The 17261-nt window shown below is 63.5% G+C and carries 15 protein-coding genes; 3 read left to right on the forward strand and 12 right to left on the reverse strand.

The genetic code is table 11. The features are described from left to right. Nucleotides 1-12 precede the first annotated feature (12 nt). The 12 genes from ACFI9K_RS02705 to mftE form a co-directional block, all read right to left on the reverse strand. Nucleotides 13-1629 carry an AMP-binding protein gene (locus tag ACFI9K_RS02705; protein ID WP_462662121.1) on the reverse strand — a complete coding sequence of 539 codons (1617 nt, stop codon included), beginning with the start codon at nt 1627-1629 and terminating at the stop codon, nt 13-15. A 54-nt stretch (nt 1630-1683) separates the two neighbouring features. Then, nucleotides 1684-2475 carry an ethanolamine ammonia-lyase subunit EutC gene (gene eutC / locus ACFI9K_RS02710; RefSeq protein ID WP_462662122.1) on the reverse strand — a complete coding sequence of 264 codons (792 nt, stop codon included), beginning with the start codon at nt 2473-2475 and terminating at the stop codon, nt 1684-1686. Beyond that, nucleotides 2472-3884: an ethanolamine ammonia-lyase subunit EutB gene (locus ACFI9K_RS02715; RefSeq protein ID WP_462662123.1), complete on the reverse strand. Its 1413-nt coding sequence runs from the start codon at nt 3882-3884 to the stop codon at nt 2472-2474. Before ACFI9K_RS02715 ends, eutC begins: the two co-directional genes overlap by 4 nt. Then, nucleotides 3881-5335, reverse strand: coding sequence for an ethanolamine permease (eat, locus tag ACFI9K_RS02720; protein ID WP_462662124.1), 1455 nt, complete (start codon nt 5333-5335; stop codon nt 3881-3883). The genes ACFI9K_RS02715 and eat overlap by 4 nt, the downstream gene beginning before the upstream one ends. Nucleotides 5336-5470: 135 nt before the next feature. Continuing rightward, nucleotides 5471-6454, reverse strand: coding sequence for a cation diffusion facilitator family transporter (locus ACFI9K_RS02725; protein ID WP_462662125.1), 984 nt, complete (start codon nt 6452-6454; stop codon nt 5471-5473). Nucleotides 6455-6552: 98 nt separating this feature from the next. Then, the gene (locus tag ACFI9K_RS02730) at nt 6553-7092 is read right to left on the reverse strand and encodes a DUF779 domain-containing protein (protein WP_462662126.1); all 540 of its coding nucleotides are present in this window, start codon (nt 7090-7092) and stop codon (nt 6553-6555) included. Further along, entirely contained in the window at nt 7092-8615 is a 1524-nt protein-coding gene (gene exaC / locus ACFI9K_RS02735) for an acetaldehyde dehydrogenase ExaC (RefSeq protein WP_094680482.1), read from the reverse strand. The genes ACFI9K_RS02730 and exaC overlap by 1 nt, the downstream gene beginning before the upstream one ends. A 110-nt stretch (nt 8616-8725) precedes the next feature. Continuing rightward, nucleotides 8726-10021 carry a sigma-54-dependent transcriptional regulator family protein gene (locus tag ACFI9K_RS02740; protein WP_462662127.1) on the reverse strand — a complete coding sequence of 432 codons (1296 nt, stop codon included), beginning with the start codon at nt 10019-10021 and terminating at the stop codon, nt 8726-8728. Nucleotides 10022-10129: 108 nt separating this feature from the next. After that, nucleotides 10130-10267, reverse strand: coding sequence for a hypothetical protein (locus ACFI9K_RS02745; protein WP_165712752.1), 138 nt, complete (start codon nt 10265-10267; stop codon nt 10130-10132). A 50-nt stretch (nt 10268-10317) separates the two neighbouring features. Next, complete coding sequence (gene mftG / locus ACFI9K_RS02750) at nt 10318-11811, reverse strand: mycofactocin dehydrogenase MftG (RefSeq protein ID WP_462662128.1); 1494 nt, start codon at nt 11809-11811, stop codon at nt 10318-10320. A gap of 33 nt (nt 11812-11844) precedes the next feature. Next, complete coding sequence (mftF, locus tag ACFI9K_RS02755; RefSeq protein WP_462662129.1) at nt 11845-13242, reverse strand: mycofactocin biosynthesis glycosyltransferase MftF; 1398 nt, start codon at nt 13240-13242, stop codon at nt 11845-11847. Nucleotides 13243-13367: 125 nt separating this feature from the next. Then, nucleotides 13368-14054 carry a mycofactocin biosynthesis peptidyl-dipeptidase MftE gene (gene mftE, locus ACFI9K_RS02760; RefSeq protein WP_462662130.1) on the reverse strand — a complete coding sequence of 229 codons (687 nt, stop codon included), beginning with the start codon at nt 14052-14054 and terminating at the stop codon, nt 13368-13370. Nucleotides 14055-14124: 70 nt separating this feature from the next. On the opposite strand from mftE, the gene ACFI9K_RS02765 reads away from it, so the two are divergent. The 3 genes from ACFI9K_RS02765 to ACFI9K_RS02775 all read left to right on the forward strand — a co-directional run bounded on the left by ACFI9K_RS02765 (nt 14125) and on the right by ACFI9K_RS02775 (nt 17258). After that, nucleotides 14125-14850, forward strand: coding sequence for a GntR family transcriptional regulator (locus tag ACFI9K_RS02765; RefSeq protein WP_462662131.1), 726 nt, complete (start codon nt 14125-14127; stop codon nt 14848-14850). A 112-nt stretch (nt 14851-14962) separates the two neighbouring features. Further along, nucleotides 14963-16516 carry an NCS1 family nucleobase:cation symporter-1 gene (locus ACFI9K_RS02770; RefSeq protein ID WP_462662132.1) on the forward strand — a complete coding sequence of 518 codons (1554 nt, stop codon included), beginning with the start codon at nt 14963-14965 and terminating at the stop codon, nt 16514-16516. A 10-nt stretch (nt 16517-16526) separates the two neighbouring features. After that, nucleotides 16527-17258 carry an aspartate/glutamate racemase family protein gene (locus ACFI9K_RS02775; protein WP_462662133.1) on the forward strand — a complete coding sequence of 244 codons (732 nt, stop codon included), beginning with the start codon at nt 16527-16529 and terminating at the stop codon, nt 17256-17258. Nucleotides 17259-17261 lie beyond the last annotated feature (3 nt).

The raw sequence follows: 17261 nt of genomic DNA on the forward strand, positions 1-17261 counted from the left end.
CGAGCGACGTCGTCAGATCAATCCCAGCGACCGTTCGCGCATCTCCACCTTGCGTACCTTGCCGGTGACCGTCATCGGGAACTCGTCGACGACATGCACGTACCGCGGAATCTTGTAGTGCGCCAGCCTGCCATGACAGAACTGCCGTACCGCGTCCGAGTCCAGAGGTGCCGCACCGTCTCTGAGCTGTATCCAGGCCATCAATTCTTCGCCGTACTTCTCGTCCGGAACGCCGATCACCTGGGCGTCGAGGATGTCGGGATGGGTGTAGAGGAATTCCTCTACTTCACGGGGGTAGATGTTCTCGCCGCCGCGAATGACCATGTCCTTTATCCGCCCGGTGATGGCAACGTAGCCGTCGCCGTCCATGACACCGATGTCGCCGGTGTGCATCCAACCCTCGGCATCGATTGCCTCGGCAGTCTTCTCGGGCTGCTCCCAGTAACCCAACATGACCGAATAGCCGCGTGTGCACAGTTCGCCCGCCTCACCTCGCGGCACAGTGTCGCCGAGGACGGGGTCCACGATCTTCACTTCGAGATGCGGACCCACCCTGCCGACGGTCGACACTCGCTGTTCGATGGAGTCGTCGCTTCGGGTCTGTAGCGACACCGGAGACGTCTCGGTCATCCCGTAGCAGATCGACACCTCCGACATCCCCATCCGTTCGATCACCTGCTTCATCACCTCGGTGGGGCATGGGGATCCGGCCATGATTCCGGTACGCAGACTGCTCAGATCGAACTCGTCGACGTTCTCCAATGCCAATTCGGCGATGAACATGGTCGGTACGCCGTAGAGCGAAGTGCACTTCTCGGCGGCCACGGCCGTCAACGTCGCCACCGGATCGAACGCAGGACCGGGAATGACCATGGCAGCTCCGTGCGAGGTGCACGCGAGATTGCCCATCACCATGCCGAAGCAGTGGTAGAACGGCACCGGAATGCACACTCGGTCCTCGGCGGTGTAATGACAGAGCTCGCCGACGAAGAACCCGTTGTTCAGAATGTTGCGATGACTGAGCGTCGCTCCCTTCGGAAAACCCGTTGTCCCGGAGGTGTATTGAATGTTGATCGCGTCGTCGGCACCGAGACGCTCGGACACCTCGGTGATCATGTGCGGAGTCTTCGCCAGCGCGCGGTGCCCTCGATCGGTCATCGCCTCCCACTGGATGCTGCCGATGAACAGCACGTCACGCAACGACGGCACCTCGGGCCTGGCGTCCTCGATCATCGCCGCGTAGTCCGAGCCCTTGAAATCCCTGGCCGACAACAACACCGAGACCCCGGCCTGCTTCAGGACGAACTGTAGCTCGTGGGACCGATACGCAGGGTTGATGTTCACCAGGACCGCCCCGATCTTCGCTGTCGCGTACTGCGCCAGAACCCATTCGGGACAGTTGGGTGCCCACATCCCCACTCGGTCGCCCACCGCGACGCCGGCCACCAGCAGTCCGGCCGCCAACAGATCGACGTCGGCCACGAACTCGGAGTAGGTCCACCGTCGCCCGCGCGGCACGTCGATCAACGCGTCACGCTCGGAGAACTGCGCCGCAGTCCGATCCAGATTCGCGCCGATCGTCTCGTTCAGAACCGCAGTGTCCGACGCACCGGAAGAATAACTGTCCATGCCTCCACGGTAGTGACCGCCGTCACGCGCAGCCACCCCCGGAATGGGGGGACGTCACTCCAGCGTGAGTGCCTCGGCCGAATCGAGCACATCGGCCCGCGAGGTGTCCTTGAGTGCCACTCCGGACCGCCCGAGCTTCCGCGCTCCGGCGAGGAGGCCCGCCACTATCCGCGCCGAGTGCCGATACCCCTGGCCTTCGGGAGGATGAATATTGGAGATGCAGTTGCGATCGGCATCCGTGCGGCCGGGCTTCGGCAGATGCGTCAGGTAGATGCCGAGACTGTCCGCAACCGACAATCCCGGGCGCTCACCGATCAGAACCAAGACCGTCCGCACACCCATCGCAGCGGCGATGTGATCGCCGAGGGCAACCCTCGCTTCGATTGCAATGACCGGGGCCGCGATGGAATACCGATCGGCCAGTTCGTCTTTCAACGCCTCGACCATGGCGACGCCGTGATCGGCCAAGGCCCGAGGAGACAACCCGTCGCTCAACACGATTCCGATCTCGTCTTCCGAATGCACGACCGCCGAGAGATCCTTCGGTTGCCTGCCGAGGTCCGGGCGCCGCAAATATTCGGCCCGGCTCGTCGCCAACGACGTCACCACTGCCGGCGCACCGAGCCCCACCTGCTCCACCCGGCTCACGAAGTCCTCGACATCGAGCGGCATGTGCACCGCATCCCGAGCAGCAGCATGGGCCGCACGAAACTCCAGAACCCGGGTGGTGGGCAGCGAATCACCAATGCGCCCCAAGCCTATTCGAGCTTGAGTCACCGCACGCAACTCGTCCCAGAACTCTGGTTTCGGCCGTTCCGCAGGCACTGCTCCCGATATCTCCGTCATCGCGCACTCATCAAGGCCCGGAGCGGCGATCCCGCAGCATCGACGTCGAGGACCCGGCCGTCTGCGTCCACCATGCCCAGACGCGAGAGCCACGACTCGAACTCCGGTGCGGGACGCAGACCCAGGACCTGTCGCACGTACAGCACATCGTGAAAACTCAGTGACTGGTAACCCAGCATGACGTCGTCTGCTCCCGGCACTGCGATGACGAAGGCGACACCGGCTGCACCCAGCAGTGTCAGCAAGGTGTCCATGTCGTCCTGATCGGCCTCGGCGTGGTTGGTGTAGCAGACGTCCACGCCCATCGGCAGCCCCAACAGCTTGCCGCAGAAGTGATCTTCGAGCCCTGCCCTGATGATCTGCTTTCCGTCGTACAGGTACTCCGGCCCGATGAATCCGACGACGGTGTTGATCAACAGCGGCTCGAGATCGCGGGCCACGGCGTAGGCACGCGTCTCGAGGGTCTGCTGATCGACGGGGCGGTCGCCGGTACCGATGTGCGCGCCTGCCGACAACGCCGAGCCCTGCCCGGTTTCGAGATACATGACGTTGTTCCCGACGGTTCCGCGGTGCAAGGATCGTCCTGCCTCGTTGGCCTGCCGAAGTAGCGGAATGTTCACGCCGAAGCTCGAATTGGCACCCTCGGTGCCCGCGATCGACTGAAACACCAGATCGACCGGCACTCCTTTGTCGATCAATTCCATCGTCGTCGTCACGTGCGAAAGTACGCACGACTGCGTCGGGATCTCGAAGCGTTGCCGAATGTCGTCGAGCAGATGGAGCAGCTCCGCGGTGGCCTGCGGGGAGTCGGTCGCGGGATTGATACCGATGACGGCGTCACCCGATCCGAGCAGCAATCCGTCGAGCGTGGCCGCGGCGATTCCGCGGGGATCGTCGGTCGGGTGATTGGGTTGCAGTCGCGTGGTGAGGGTTCCGGGCAGCCCTATAGTCGTTCGGAACGCGGACGTCACCTGCACCGCCCGGGACACCGCGATCAGATCCTGGTTCCGCATGATCTTGCTGACCGCGGCCACCATCTCGGGCGTCAAGCCGGCTGCGACCGATCGCAGCGTTGCCGCCGCGTCGGGGCGTGCGGCCACCTCCAGCAGCCAGTCTCGTAGACCACCCACGGTCAGGTGCGAGACGGCCCCGAAGGCGATGCGGTCGTGAGAATCGATGATGAGCCGGGTGACCTCGTCGGTCTCGTACGGAACCAGTAGGTCGTGTAGAAAGACATCGAGTGACACTTCCGACAACGCCCACTGCGCGGCAGCTCGTTCGGCATCCGATTCGGCTGCGCACCCGGCCAATTCGTCGCCCGATCGCAGGGGGGTCGCCTTGGCCATCAGGTCCACCAGACCGTCGAACGTGTAGGTGGTGCCCGAGACCTGCTGGGTGTAGATCGTCATTCCAGTTCGGCCTCGGCCTCGGCCAGCGCGGCGAACTCCTCGTCCGGCGAGTTCGCAACCAGATGGTGCCTGCTGTAGATGCCGAAGTACGCCATGAAGGCCACGAACACGGCCAGGCACCACAGTGCTGCGGTGGAGTCGACGACGAAGGTGGCGACCACGGCCAATGCTGCGACGACCAATGCGAATCCGGTGGTGGCGATGCCGCCGGGGGTTCGGTACGGGCGCTCCATGTTCGGCTCTCGGCAACGAAGCACGATGTGGCTGACCATCATCAGAACGTAACTCAGCGCAGCGCCGAACACTGCCATGTTGAGCAGCATTCCGCCCTGGCCCGTCAGCGACAGCAGGAAGCCGATGATGCCGGGCACGATCAACGCGAGAGTCGGTGCCTTGCGAGAGTTCGTGATGGACAGAGTCTTCGGCAGGTAGCCCGCGCGCGAGAGCGCGAACAGCTGGCGTGAGTACGCGTACATGATCGAGAAGAAGGACGCGACCAATCCGGCCAGGCCGATATAATTGACGATCTTGCTCGCCGTTCCGTCACCGAGAGCCTCCACCAACGGGTTTCCCGATTCCTTGACGGCGTCGGCCCCGCCCGCTCCGGTCACCAGGAACAGCACGACTGCACCGGTGACGAGCAGAACACCCATCGCTGCGATGATGCCGCGCGGGACGTTCTTGGTGGGATCCTTGGCTTCCTCTGCAGCCAGCGGAACACCTTCGATAGCGAGGAAGAACCAGATTGCGAACGGAACGGCCGCCCAGATGCCGAGGTAGCCGAACGGGAGAAATCCGGAGGCCCCGGCGGCGTCGGTGGGTGCGATGTCGGTCAGGTTGCTCGAGTCGAACTGGCCGATGGCGGCGATGGCGAACACGACGAGACCGACCAAGGCGATACCGGTGATGACGAACATGATCTTGAGGGCTTCACCCGCGCCCGAGAGATGGATACCGATGAACACTGCGTAGACCACCAGGTAGACCCACCAGCCATCGGTGATCCCGAAGAGTCCCAGCGATTCGACGTAGGCACCGATGAACGTCGCGATCGCTGCCGGTGCGATGGCGTACTCGATGAGAATCGCTGTGCCGGTGGCGAATCCGCCCCATGGCCCCATGGCCCGACGGGCGAAGGTGTAACCGCCGCCGGCCGCGGGCAGCGCCGACGACATCTCTGCCATACCGAGAACCATGGCGAGATACATCCCCGCGATGATGATCGCCGCGATCAGCAGGCCACCGAAACCGCCCTCGGCGAGACCGAGGTTCCACCCCGAGTAGTCGCCGGAGATGACGTAGCTGACGCCCAGGCCGGCCAGCAGCACCCAGCCCGCAGTCCCCTTCTTCAGAGTGCGCTTGGCCAGATAGTCACCGCCCTCGACGTGCGATTGCGTGCTCTCGTGTGAGCCGGTCCTCGAAGGAGACGACTGGGGATCTACTACGGACATTGCAAGCCTCTCGTAGCCGTTGCGCTCGGAGCGGGTTCACGCCCGAGGGGACGATTCACAACACGTGTGGCGCGCGAATCGGTTCACGATAGGCCCGAGATGTAATCGCCGCGTCATCGATGAATGACGGGCGAATTACGCCTGGTGCCCCACCGCGTTGATGTCACCTATGTCGCCGTCGTCCGGTTCGGCGACTGTCAGTACCGCGTCCACCACAGCTCTGTTGGTTTCCAACTCACGCTCCAGCCGCCGGAGCGTGTGTGCGATGCGTGATTCCGCGAAATCACCGACGAGATCGACACTCGCCACCACGTAGATCTGTTTGGGACCGACGAACTCGATGCGCACGAATCTGACCGACGCCACCTCGGGGAGTTGCTCGATTCGTTGCACCACCGCATTCCATAATGCTCTCGATCCCGGTTCACCGGTGAGGAATCGGCGGTTTCGATCTATCAGTACGAATGCGACTGTTCCGAGCAGTACTCCGACCAGAATCGACCCGATGGCGTCGAAGGCCGCGTTACCCGTCAGTTGGTGCAATCCGATTCCGGCACCGGCGATCACGATGCCGATCAACGCGGCGCTGTCCTCTGCGAACACCGCGCGCAGCGTCGGATCCGAGGTCTCGAGTGCGTAATCGAGAAAGTCCCTGTCGTATTCGGCCGCTTCCCCACGAATCTGGCGAACCGATTGCAGAAACGAGATTCCCTCGAGCAGAAATGCGATGGCGAGCACCACGTACGCGACGAGGTAGTTCTCACTGCTCGATTCGCCGGCGAGCAACGAGGTGATGCCGTGCCACACCGATACCGCGGCACCGGCCACGAAGAGCCCGATGGCTGCCAGCGTCGACCAGAAGTAGGTTTCGCGTCCGTACCCGAGCGGCCGACGATCGTCCGGCCCCCGTGAACCTCGTCGATTGGCGACGAGCAGGAAGATCTCGTTACCCGTATCGGCCCACGAGTGCGCCGCCTCGGCGACCATCGACGCCGATCCGGTGAACACGGCGGCGAAGGTCTTGGCAATGGCGACGCCGAGATTGGCGACGAAAGCGATCACCACGGTGCGTAGGCTTTCGCCGCCCTCGGCCGCGTCGGACTTCGATGAGCTCTTCATCGTTCGCACTGTATGCGCTGCCATTGCTGCACGGCGGCGCAGCCGTACTGGGTGCACGGCGGCGCAGCCGTACTGGGTGCACGGCGGCGCAGCCGCAGTCAGCCCCGCAGCATCCCCGGAACAGGACATGCGTCGACAGCCTCGGCTACCACGAGGGGGTCGTCGGGAAGTTCGGGCCGTCGGCCTTCTTCCCAGTCCACACCCACCAGCGGAGGGTGCTCGGCCAGGATGTCGTTCTCCTCTGCCGTGTAGGCCCGGCCCCGGCTCAGGAAGCGCACACCCTCGGGAGATTCGAGCGAGAAACCCCCGCCGCGGCCCGGCACCACATCGAGTACCAGCTGCGTGTGTTTCCACGCCTGGAACTGCGATCCCGAGATCCAGACCGCGACCCCGTCCGGGCCCTCGGGCAACGTGGTCGCCACCTCGCCGACCCCGAGCCGAAGATCGATGAGACCGAGCAGAACGTCGCGGTCACCGACGATGAATTCCCCTGCGGGATAACACATCGGCGACGACCCGTCACAACACCCGCCGGACTGATGCATCATCAGTTCGCCGTGGATACCGCCGAGGCGACGGAGCAGGTCCATCGCCTCGACGGTTGTCTTCAGCCGCGCGGGCGGCCGAGGGGCGTTCATCAGAAGAAGCCCTGTGCCTTCTGCGCGTAGCTGACCAACAGGTTCTTGGTCTGCTGGTAGTGATCGAGCATCATCTTGTGGTTCTCGCGGCCGATACCGGACTGCTTGTAGCCACCGAACGCGGCGTGGGCGGGGTACTGGTGGTAGGTGTTGGTCCACACGCGACCGGCTTTGATGTCGCGGCCGGCGCGGTATGCAACGCCACCGTCACGCGACCAGACGCCTGCGCCGAGACCGTAGAGGGTGTCGTTGGCGATGTCGATGGCATCGTCGTAATCCTTGAACGACGTCACCGAGACGACAGGTCCGAAGATCTCCTCCTGGAAGATGCGCATGTTGTTCTTGCCGGTGAAGATCGTCGGCTGCACGTAGTAGCCACCGTTGAGGTCGCCGCCCAGCTGGGCCCGCTCGCCGCCGGTGACGACCTGAGCGCCCTCGCCCTTGCCGATCTCGATGTACGAGAGGATCTTCTCGAGCTGATCGTTCGATGCCTGAGCACCGATCATGGTCTCGGTGTCGAGCGGATCACCCTGTCGCACAGCCTTGGTGCGGATAGCGGCCAGTGCGAGGAACTCGTCGAAGATGTCCGCCTGAATCAGCGAACGCGACGGGCAGGTGCACACCTCACCCTGGTTGAGGGCGAACATCGTGAAGCCCTCGAGCGCCTTGTCCTGGTAGTCGTCGTTGGCCTGGAGCACGTCGGAGAAGAAGACGTTGGGGCTCTTGCCGCCGAGTTCGAGCGTGACCGGAATCAGGTTCTGCGAGGCGTACTGCATGATCAGGCGGCCGGTGGTGGTCTCGCCGGTGAAGGCGATCTTGGCGATGCGTGGGCTCGATGCGAGCGGCTTGCCTGCTTCCACACCGAATCCGTTGACGATGTTGACGACGCCGGGGGGAAGCAGGTCGCCGATGATCGAAATCAGATGCAGGATCGAGGCGGGAGTCTGCTCGGCAGGCTTCAGCACCACGGCGTTTCCGGCGGCGAGCGCAGGTGCGAGCTTCCAGACGGCCATGAGGATGGGGAAGTTCCACGGAATGATCTGGCCGACGACACCCAGGGGCTCGTGGAAGTGGTAAGCGACTGTGTCACTGTCGATTTCGGACAGCGAGCCTTCCTGTGCTCGAATGCAGCCGGCGAAGTAGCGGAAGTGATCGACGGCCAGCGGGATGTCGGCGTTGAGGGTTTCGCGGATCGGCTTGCCGTTGTCCCAGGACTCTGCCAGCGCGATGGACTCGAGGTTCTCGGCAATGCGGTCGGCGATCTTGTTGAGGATCACGGCGCGCTCCGCGGCCGACGTCTTGCCCCAGGCCGGAGCTGCGGCGTGCGCGGCATCGAGTGCGAGCTCGATGTCCTCGGATGTGGAACGGGCGACCTCGCAGAAGTTCTCACCGGTGACGGGAGTCGGGTTCTCGAAGTACTGGCCCTTGACCGGCGGTACCCACTCGCCGCCGATCCAATTGTCGTAGCGCGACTGGAACGACATGACGGAATCGGCGGTACCTGGACGGGCATAGACGGACATTGAAAATCCTCCTGATCGACACGTGCTGCACCTGATGCGGTGTGTGATTCAGGACACTAGGGGGTGCAACGTTGCAAGTACGTTGCCGATGGCTCGAACCGAGAACCCCGTCAGATTCCGAGTTCGCGATCGAGGAGATCGATACGTGCACCGACTTGAGCGTAGAGCGCGGAATCCCTGCTCAGGGTGGCTCGGTAGGCCTCCCACGCGATGACGTCGGTGCGCCCGTGAATGGACGAGGTCCACTGCGCCAGCAGCACAGGGTCTCCGAGACGCAGGAGCGCGGCCTGCATCCGAGACCGTAATTCTTCCCGAATGCTCTCGATGCCGGGCGCGGAGGATCCCGGCAGCACCGGGCCGGAGTAGATCCTCAGCGCAGCGTCGACATCGCCGCGGTCCAAGGCACGCCGGATGTCGCTCACGTCGGAGGCCAATTCGCCGACCAGCCGGTAGGGCCGCGATGCCAGGCCCGCGGTGCCGAAGGTCTTGCGCAACCTCGACATTTCGGCGCGGATGGTGACGGAGTCGAGCTCCTGTTCGTCGAGCAGCACCGCCAGATGGTCCGAGCTCAGGCCCTCCGGATGCTCCCCCAGCAGCAACAGAATTTCTGCGTGCCGCTGGGAGAGCGGAATGCGGCCCGATCCGCGCACCACTCCCGGCCGGCCGGATCCGAGAACTTCGAGACGAGGAGCAGTGTCGCCCAGGGACTTCGGTGAGTTCATCAGATGCAGGCGCAACTCGGATTCAGCTGCGGCGACGGTGGCACGCACCAAGGAGAGCACCTCGGGCACCGCTACCCGTGGGCCGCCGGTGATGTCGATAGCACCCAGAATATGACCGCTGGTGGGATGGTGCACCGGGGCCGCCGAGCAACTCCATTCGTGGACCGATCGCGAGAAGTGCTCGGACGCGAAGATCTGCACACTGTGATCGACAGCGAGTGCCGTTCCCGGCGCGTTGGTCCCCTTGCTCTCCTCGCTCCAGTCCACTCCCTCGGCGAAGTCCATCCTCAGCGCTCGATCCTTGGCCGAAGAATCACCCTCGACCCACAGCAAGCGACCATCCGCGTCGGAGATCGCGACGAGCAGACCGGTGTCTGCGGCATCCTCGACCAGAAGTTTGCGGATAACCGGGCGGATGAGTGCCATCGGATGCTCGTTGCGGTACCGCTCGAGATCGGGGCCGGTCAGAATCGGGGTTTCGTTGCCACCGTCGGGGTCGACTCCCTTGGTGCGGCTGCGCATCCACGAATCGAATACGACGGACCGCACCGTCGATCCCTGCGTACGAATGTCGTCGACGAAAGATTGATGGGCACTCGACATTTGGCGCGCCAGAACGGCGACGTCCTCACCCGGGCGCACGGCGACCCAAGGGTTGCCGCGACTGTCCGATCGGCTTGCCATTCGACACTTCCTCCGAGACCTGTCCACATTGCTGTAACCCAGCTCACAAGTAAGGATACAGCCGTGGTCGACGCAAGCGGTGCGCCCGGTCACGTCGACCGCGAGTGACTATTTCTTCTTGACGGCCGAGGTGATGATGTCGTTGCTGGTGTCACCACTGGACTTCGCCCGCTTGTCTGCGCGCTTGTCCTTGAGAGATTTGCCGGTTTTCTTGGTCATCGTGTTGCGGGGTGATTTGTCCGACATGGCAGTAACCCATCTATTGGGGAACCTGAACGGTCCCCAGACCACGAACGCTACGCTCCCCCACCCCCATCGTGGTCGGTAAGCAACGCCGCGGCACGCTCGGCGAACATGATGGCCGTCGCGTGAGGGCCACGACTGGGCACCACGGGGAATGCCGAGGTATCGACCACGAAGAGTCCATCGACGCCGCGCACACGGCAGCGATCGTCGAGTACCGAGCTCGGGTCGGAGTCCGGCCCCATCCTGGCGCTACCGGACAAGTGCAGTGATGACCCCAGCACCGCGAACGGATCCTCGATCGCCGGAACGGCCACCAGGCTCGACATGATCGGCGACCCCAGCAGATCGCGCGCGAGTTCGACGCCCTCCCTCATTGCGCGCCGGTCGACGTCCGATTCGAGGTAGTGGTATCGCACGTCCGGTGCCTCGAACGGGTCCGTACTGCGCAGCGCGATGCGCCCGCGGCTCGTCGATCGCATGAGGCCGACCCCCACCAGCTGCGGCCCGGGCTCGAGCCCGGAGATCAGTCGATCGAAACTACGGGTGTACGGCCTGATCTCCACCGCGTCTGTATGCAGAACCGCCTCCAGCGCAGGCGATGTCGTCGAATATTCGTTCCTCGCCACGACGGGAACACCCACTTCGGGATGGTCACTGAAACCTCGACCCACGCCCGGACTGTCGACCACGACCGAGATGCCCAGCGCGACAAGATCGTCGGCGGGCCCGATTCCGGATCGAAGCAGCAGCGCCGGTGTGTGTACGGCTCCGGCCGACACGATCACGTTGTCGGACTCGACGATACTGCGCACGCCGTCGACGATGATCTCGACACCGATCACTGTGCTACCGCGGAACATCAACGATGTCACCGCCGAATTCCCCTGCACGCGTAAGTTCTCTCGATCCAGGATCGGCAATAGGTAAGCAAGAGCAGCACTTACACGCACTCCACTGCGAATGTTCAACGGCACCGCACCTACTCCCCCGATGCCCGCATCGGGAGCGTTCAGGTCCGGTTGCATCGGGAATCCCGCACTCACTGCAGAATCGACGAAGGCCGCCGTGATCGGGTGCCGCGTGTGTGCCGGGGTTCGCGTAACGGGCATGGGTCCGCTGGATCCGTGCCACTGCCTCTGCACGCCCGTGTCGAGATCTGTTTCGGAGCCGATGTAGAACGGCAGCACCTGCTCGAAAGACCACAGCGACTGCGGCCAGTCGTCGAAGTCCGAGGGCGTGGCACGCACGAAATAGCCACCGTTCACCGCGCCGGAGCCTCCCAGGACGCGGCCTCGGGCGAGCATTCGGCCGATCCCGGGAGTGAGTTCGGCCGAGTACGTTCCGACCCATTCGCTGCCGGGGCCGATGGGAAGCATCGACGCGTCGGTCAGGGCTGCCGGTACTTCTGCAACGTCGGAGAACGTGGGTCCGGCTTCGAGCAACAGCACCGATCGAGAAGGATCCTCACTCAACCGGGAAGCGACCACACAGCCGCAGGAGCCACCGCCGACGACGATGACGTCCGCATGGTCGGTTCGGTTCACATCGTCGACGGAACGGGCCGGACTCGCACCGCGTCAGCCGTCCAGACGTGGTTTGAGCGCGTCGATACTGCGTGCGGACAGAGCGCCTTTCCACAACCCTGCGCCGTAGGCAATATCGTCGGCACGTTTGAACAATGCGTAGCGCACCGGATCGAGACCGCCGAGTTCGCGGTGCTTACTCCAATCCGAGAATGCTTCCGCCACCGCCAATCCGAGCGCGATCTTACGAATTCGACTGGACAGCAGTACCGCTAGAAGCGTGATCGGCCAATAGTGTCGACACAGGGCCGATGCCAGTTGCCACAGTCCCGCCACGAAACCCTCCGCGGCGAGAATTGCCGCGATCCGAGTGGGCTGATCCAGACCGACGAACATCTTGCGGAGTCGGACGATCGTCACACCGAGTGTCGCGGCTGCACCGAGCAGGCCGATCCGCGTCAGACTCGCAGCGAGCAGGCAGGCAAGGAGCGTCCACGGAGACATCGCGATCGGCGGCACCATCCCCGGATGGCGCGCGGACAACGGTGTGGCACCGGTTCCGTAGAACAATTTGCGAGCGAACCATTCGACGAAGGTCACCCGGTGCTCGTGCGCAACGTGGGCCACGGGCTCGTAGCGCAACCTCCACCCTGCCTCCTGCAACCGCCAGCACAGGTCCACGTCTTCGGCCACGTGCATCGACTCGTCGAACCCCTTGCAGTCGATCGCCACCGACCGACGGAGCAACATCGCGGCGCTGGGCACATAGGACACGGAGCTTCCGGCCCGCACAGCCGCTTCTCGTCGACCCAGATCGAGCGACGAGCGTGCGTGCTCGTATCGAGCCAGCGCACTGCCCTCGGGCTCGAGCGCGACGATACGGGGTGCGACCAGTGCAACGGCCGGATCCGAGAAGTGACCGAGCATCACCTCGAGCCAGCCCTTACGGGGAACGACGTCGGAATCCAAGAACGCGACAAAATCAGTTGTGGCGCATCGCAATCCAGTGTTTCGCGCTGCGGCCGGCCCACGCGAGTGCTCGTGCCGAAGTACCGTCACACTGCCCACACTGCATGCCATCCGCGGCACCGCTACCGGAATGTCGGACCCGTCGTCGACGATGATGACATGGAGTCCGTGCAGCGCGGTGATCAGACGCTCGAGCCCGGCTTCGTTGTTCTTGAGCGGAACGACGACGGTGACGTCGGACGGCGACGGGATCGACATCGGGCGCGGGTTGCCTACTCCTGAGTCGAGGAGTTTGCGTGCGACGAGCGCGGACTTCGAGTCGGTCACTTCGATGAAACCGTCGCCGATCATCGCGGCCGCCGTCGGTGCGAGTGTCAGCATCCGAGTCGGCGAACCACCGATCAGGACGCGTCCTTCGGAGAATGTGCGTACGCGTGGATCGACTCTCACCCCGAAGCCATCAGGCAACCGACCTTCACCCATCAGCAGATCGTAAGCGGACAAGCCTCTGGTGTGTCGGCCACCCGCGAAATCGGACGGAACATACCTGCTCCCCGTTTCGCCGGGAGCGGCAGAGGGCGGCTGAACAGGCGTTTCGCCCAGGTCGGTCACCCGATCATTCCGTGTTCGGATGGGCTCCATCTCTGCACCGCATCGCGGGCGCGGGAACGAAGTAGCTCGAACAAGCGACGCCCCTCCTCCGGATCGGCCCCGGTGGGATCGCCGAGCACACCGTTTGCGGCCACCGCGGCAACGCCGTCGGTGCGGAGCGCCGGGAGCAGAGCAGCGATGTCGGTCACGTTTCCCGGCTCAGCCTTGCTCATGTTCACCACCTCGGGTGAAAGGTGCAGCAGCAAGGACGTTTCGGTGCGCCCGGCGTGAGCATCTGCTCCGGGCACCGCGCACGGGAACCAGACCACGTCGCGCCCCTCGTAGCGCAGTAGCAGCACTGCAGATCGCAACGTGGGGCCGTTGCCGCCGTGTCCGTTGACGAACACCACCCGCTCGGCCCACCGGCACGCGGAGCGGCCGTATTCCACCAGCACCGCCTCGAGCGCTGCGGCACCTATGGACACGGTGCCGGGAAAGCCCTCGTGTTCGCCGCTGGACCCGTACGCGATCGCGGGGGCCACTATCGCGTCGTCGATGGTGTGCGCCACGGCCGTGGCGATCCGGGTGTCGGTATCGAGTGGCAGGTGCGGTCCGTGTTGCTCGATCGAGCCCACCGGCACCACGAGGGTCCTCGACCCATCCAGGTCCGGCCAATACTGCGTACCGAGGTGGTCGGTGGTCATGGGCGCAGATGCTATCGGATGGAACAGAGTCGTCACGCCGTCGAAACACAGCGCCGTTAATCTTCGGTTCGTGCCACCTCGCCGCCGGTCGATATTGCTCTCGCAATTGTCGATAACAACGCCGGGCGGCCCGCAGCCGACAATTCTCAGAGAGTTGCGCCGAGTCATTCTCGCCGGCGATGCACCACCGAACACACCCATTCCCCTCAACGAAGTAGCGGAACTCTTCGGGGTAAGCAGAATTCCGGTGCGCGAATCTCTCAAAACGCTCATCGGCGAAGGCCTGGTGGATCATCGACCCAACCTCGGCTACACGGTCGCGCAATTGACTGCGGCCGAGCTGCGCGAAATGTACATCGTGCGAGAGGTTCTGGAGACCGCCGCACTTCCGGTGGCGGTCGACCTCGCTACCGAGGACGACCGCGCCCATCTCGTCGAGGTCAATCGCCTGCTCGAGGCATCACTCGACCAGGACGACTCACGCGAGTACCACCGGCTCTCGCGTGAGTTCCACCTGTCTCTCACCCGCCCGTCGCGCATGCACCGACTGCTTCACATGCTCGAATCTGCCTGGAACATAACCGAACCCATCCAACCGATGGTGCATGTGGCCGGATCCGACAGGGCGTCCTTGCACATCGATCACGCAGAAATGCTCACGGCCTTTCTTGCCGGCGATTCCAGTGGTCTGCTGCGTGCAGCGCAGCATCATCACACACGGCTCAATTCGGTCATTTCGACATTGTCGAACGAGCACGGGTTGTTTGCCGATCCATCACCCGACCAGACGTATTGAAACGTCGACAAAAGATATATCGCTGACGTCACGAGGCCGCAACACTTCGCCGCTAGCTTTTCTTCATTCATCTCTTCCGTTCGTCTCATAGGCCATGCCGTCAGGAGCATCGATGACAGATACAGCGCACGGTCCCGCCCACACGGGAGATCTCGTGGAAGCCGCGGGCCACCCCGTCGGCGGCGGACTGATCAAGGACAGTTACGACCCGCGGCTCACCAACGAAGATCTGGCCCCTCTGAAGAAGCAGACGTGGACCTCGTACAACCTGTTCGCCTTCTGGATGTCGGACGTGCATTCGGTGGGCGGTTACGTCACCGCGGGCAGCCTGTTCGCGCTCGGATTGGCCAGCTGGCAGGTGCTGATCGCACTCCTCGTCGGTATCGCCATCGTGTATTTCTTCTGCAACCTCGTGGCCAAGCCCAGCCAGGTGTCGGGAGTGCCGTATCCGGTCATCTGCCGCAGTGTCTTCGGTGTTCTCGGTGCCAATATTCCGGCGATCATTCGCGGTTTGATCGCCGTGGCCTGGTACGGCATTCAGACGTTCCTGGCTTCCGCCGCACTCGACATCGTGCTCATCAAGTTGTTCCCGTCGTTGGCTCCGTACGCCATCACCGCCGACTACGGTTTCGCCGGACTCTCGCTGCTCGGCTGGGCGAGCTTTCTGTTCCTCTGGGTCGTCCAGGCTGCTGTGTTCTGGCGCGGCATGGAGTCCATCCGTAAGTTCATCGACTTCTGCGGCCCGGCGGTGTACGTCGTGATGTTCCTGTTGTGCGGTTACCTGATCTGGAAAGCCGGCTGGGGTGCAATCGATCTCAACCTCCAGAAGGTCGAGCACACCGGCCTGAGTTCCATCCCGGTCATGCTCGGTGCCATCGCCCTCGTGGTGTCCTACTTCTCGGGTCCGATGCTCAACTTCGGTGACTTCTCCCGCTACGGCAAGTCCTACGCCGCAGTGAAGAAGGGCAATTTCCTCGGGCTGCCGGTGAACTTCCTGGTGTTCTCGATCCTCGTCGTCGTCACTGCGTCGCTCACCCTTCCGGTGTTCGGTGAATTGATCACCGACCCTGTCGAGACGGTCGCTCGAATCGACAGCACATTCGCGATCGTCCTGGGGGCCCTCACCTTCACCATCGCCACCATCGGCATCAACATCGTCGCCAACTTCATCTCCCCGGCGTTCGACTTCTCCAACGTCAGCCCACAGAAGATCAGCTGGCGTGCCGGCGGCATGATCGCCGCCATCGGCTCGGTTCTGATCACCCCGTGGAACCTGTACAACAACCCCGAGGTCATCCACCTGACGCTGGAGACACTCGGCGCATTCATCGGACCTCTGTTCGGCATCCTCATCGCCGATTACTACCTCGTCCGCAAGCAGAAGGTCGTCGTCGACGAGTTGTTCTCGATGTCACCCACCGGGTTGTACTGGTACTCCAGGGGTTACAACCCGGCGGCCGTCTACTCCACCATCGTCGGCGCACTCGTGGCCATGTTCACCGTGCTCTTCAACGGGGCCATCGACGGCATGGAGATCGCCGGTATGTCGACGGCGTCGAAGTACAGCTGGTTCATCGGCTGCGGCATCGGCTTCGTCATGTACTTCTACTTGGCGACGAGAACCAAGCTCGCTGTCACCAACTTCGACGTTCCCGCCAAGGCTTAGGATTTCGTACGTGCTCATCAAGGTCATCAATCCGAACACCACCGGTTCGATGACCGCAACGATCGGCAACTGTGCCCGGGCCGTGGTCGGCCCGGGCACGGTCGTCGATGCGGTCAGTCCCGCGATGGGACCGGTGTCCATCGAAAGCCATGTCGACGAAGCCCTCAGTGTGCCCGGCATTCTCGCGGAAATCGCGAGCGGCGAAGCAGCCGGTGTCGATGGCTACGTCATCGCCTGTTTCGGCGATCCCGGCATCGATGCGGCCCGAGAATTGGCCCGTGGCCCGGTCATCGGTATCGCCGAGGCCGCGATGCACGCCGCCAGTTTCCTGGGCCGCGGCTTCAGCGTGGTCACCACCCTCGGTCGAACCGTCGGCCGGGCACAAGATCTGGCGAACCACTACGGCTTCGGACGCCACTGCCTCGGCATTCATGCGTGCGAGATGCCTGTTCTGGATCTCGAGACCGACCCCGACGCCCGGAAGATCGTGACCGAGGCCTGCCGCCTCGCAGTCGAAATGGACGGCAGCGATGCCGTGGTCCTCGGATGCGCGGGCATGGCCGATCTCTGCCAACATATTTCGGCCGAGATCGGTGTTCCCGTCGTCGACGGAGTGGCCGCGGGAACGTTGTTCGTGCAGTCCCTGATCACCCTGGGATTGCACACCGGAAAGCGCGGCGAATTCGCCGCTCCGCCGCCCAAGCTCTACACGGGAATGCTCGAAGGATTCACCAGGCCCTGAGCG

It is taken from the genome of Rhodococcus sp. PSi06, assembly GCF_054960675.1.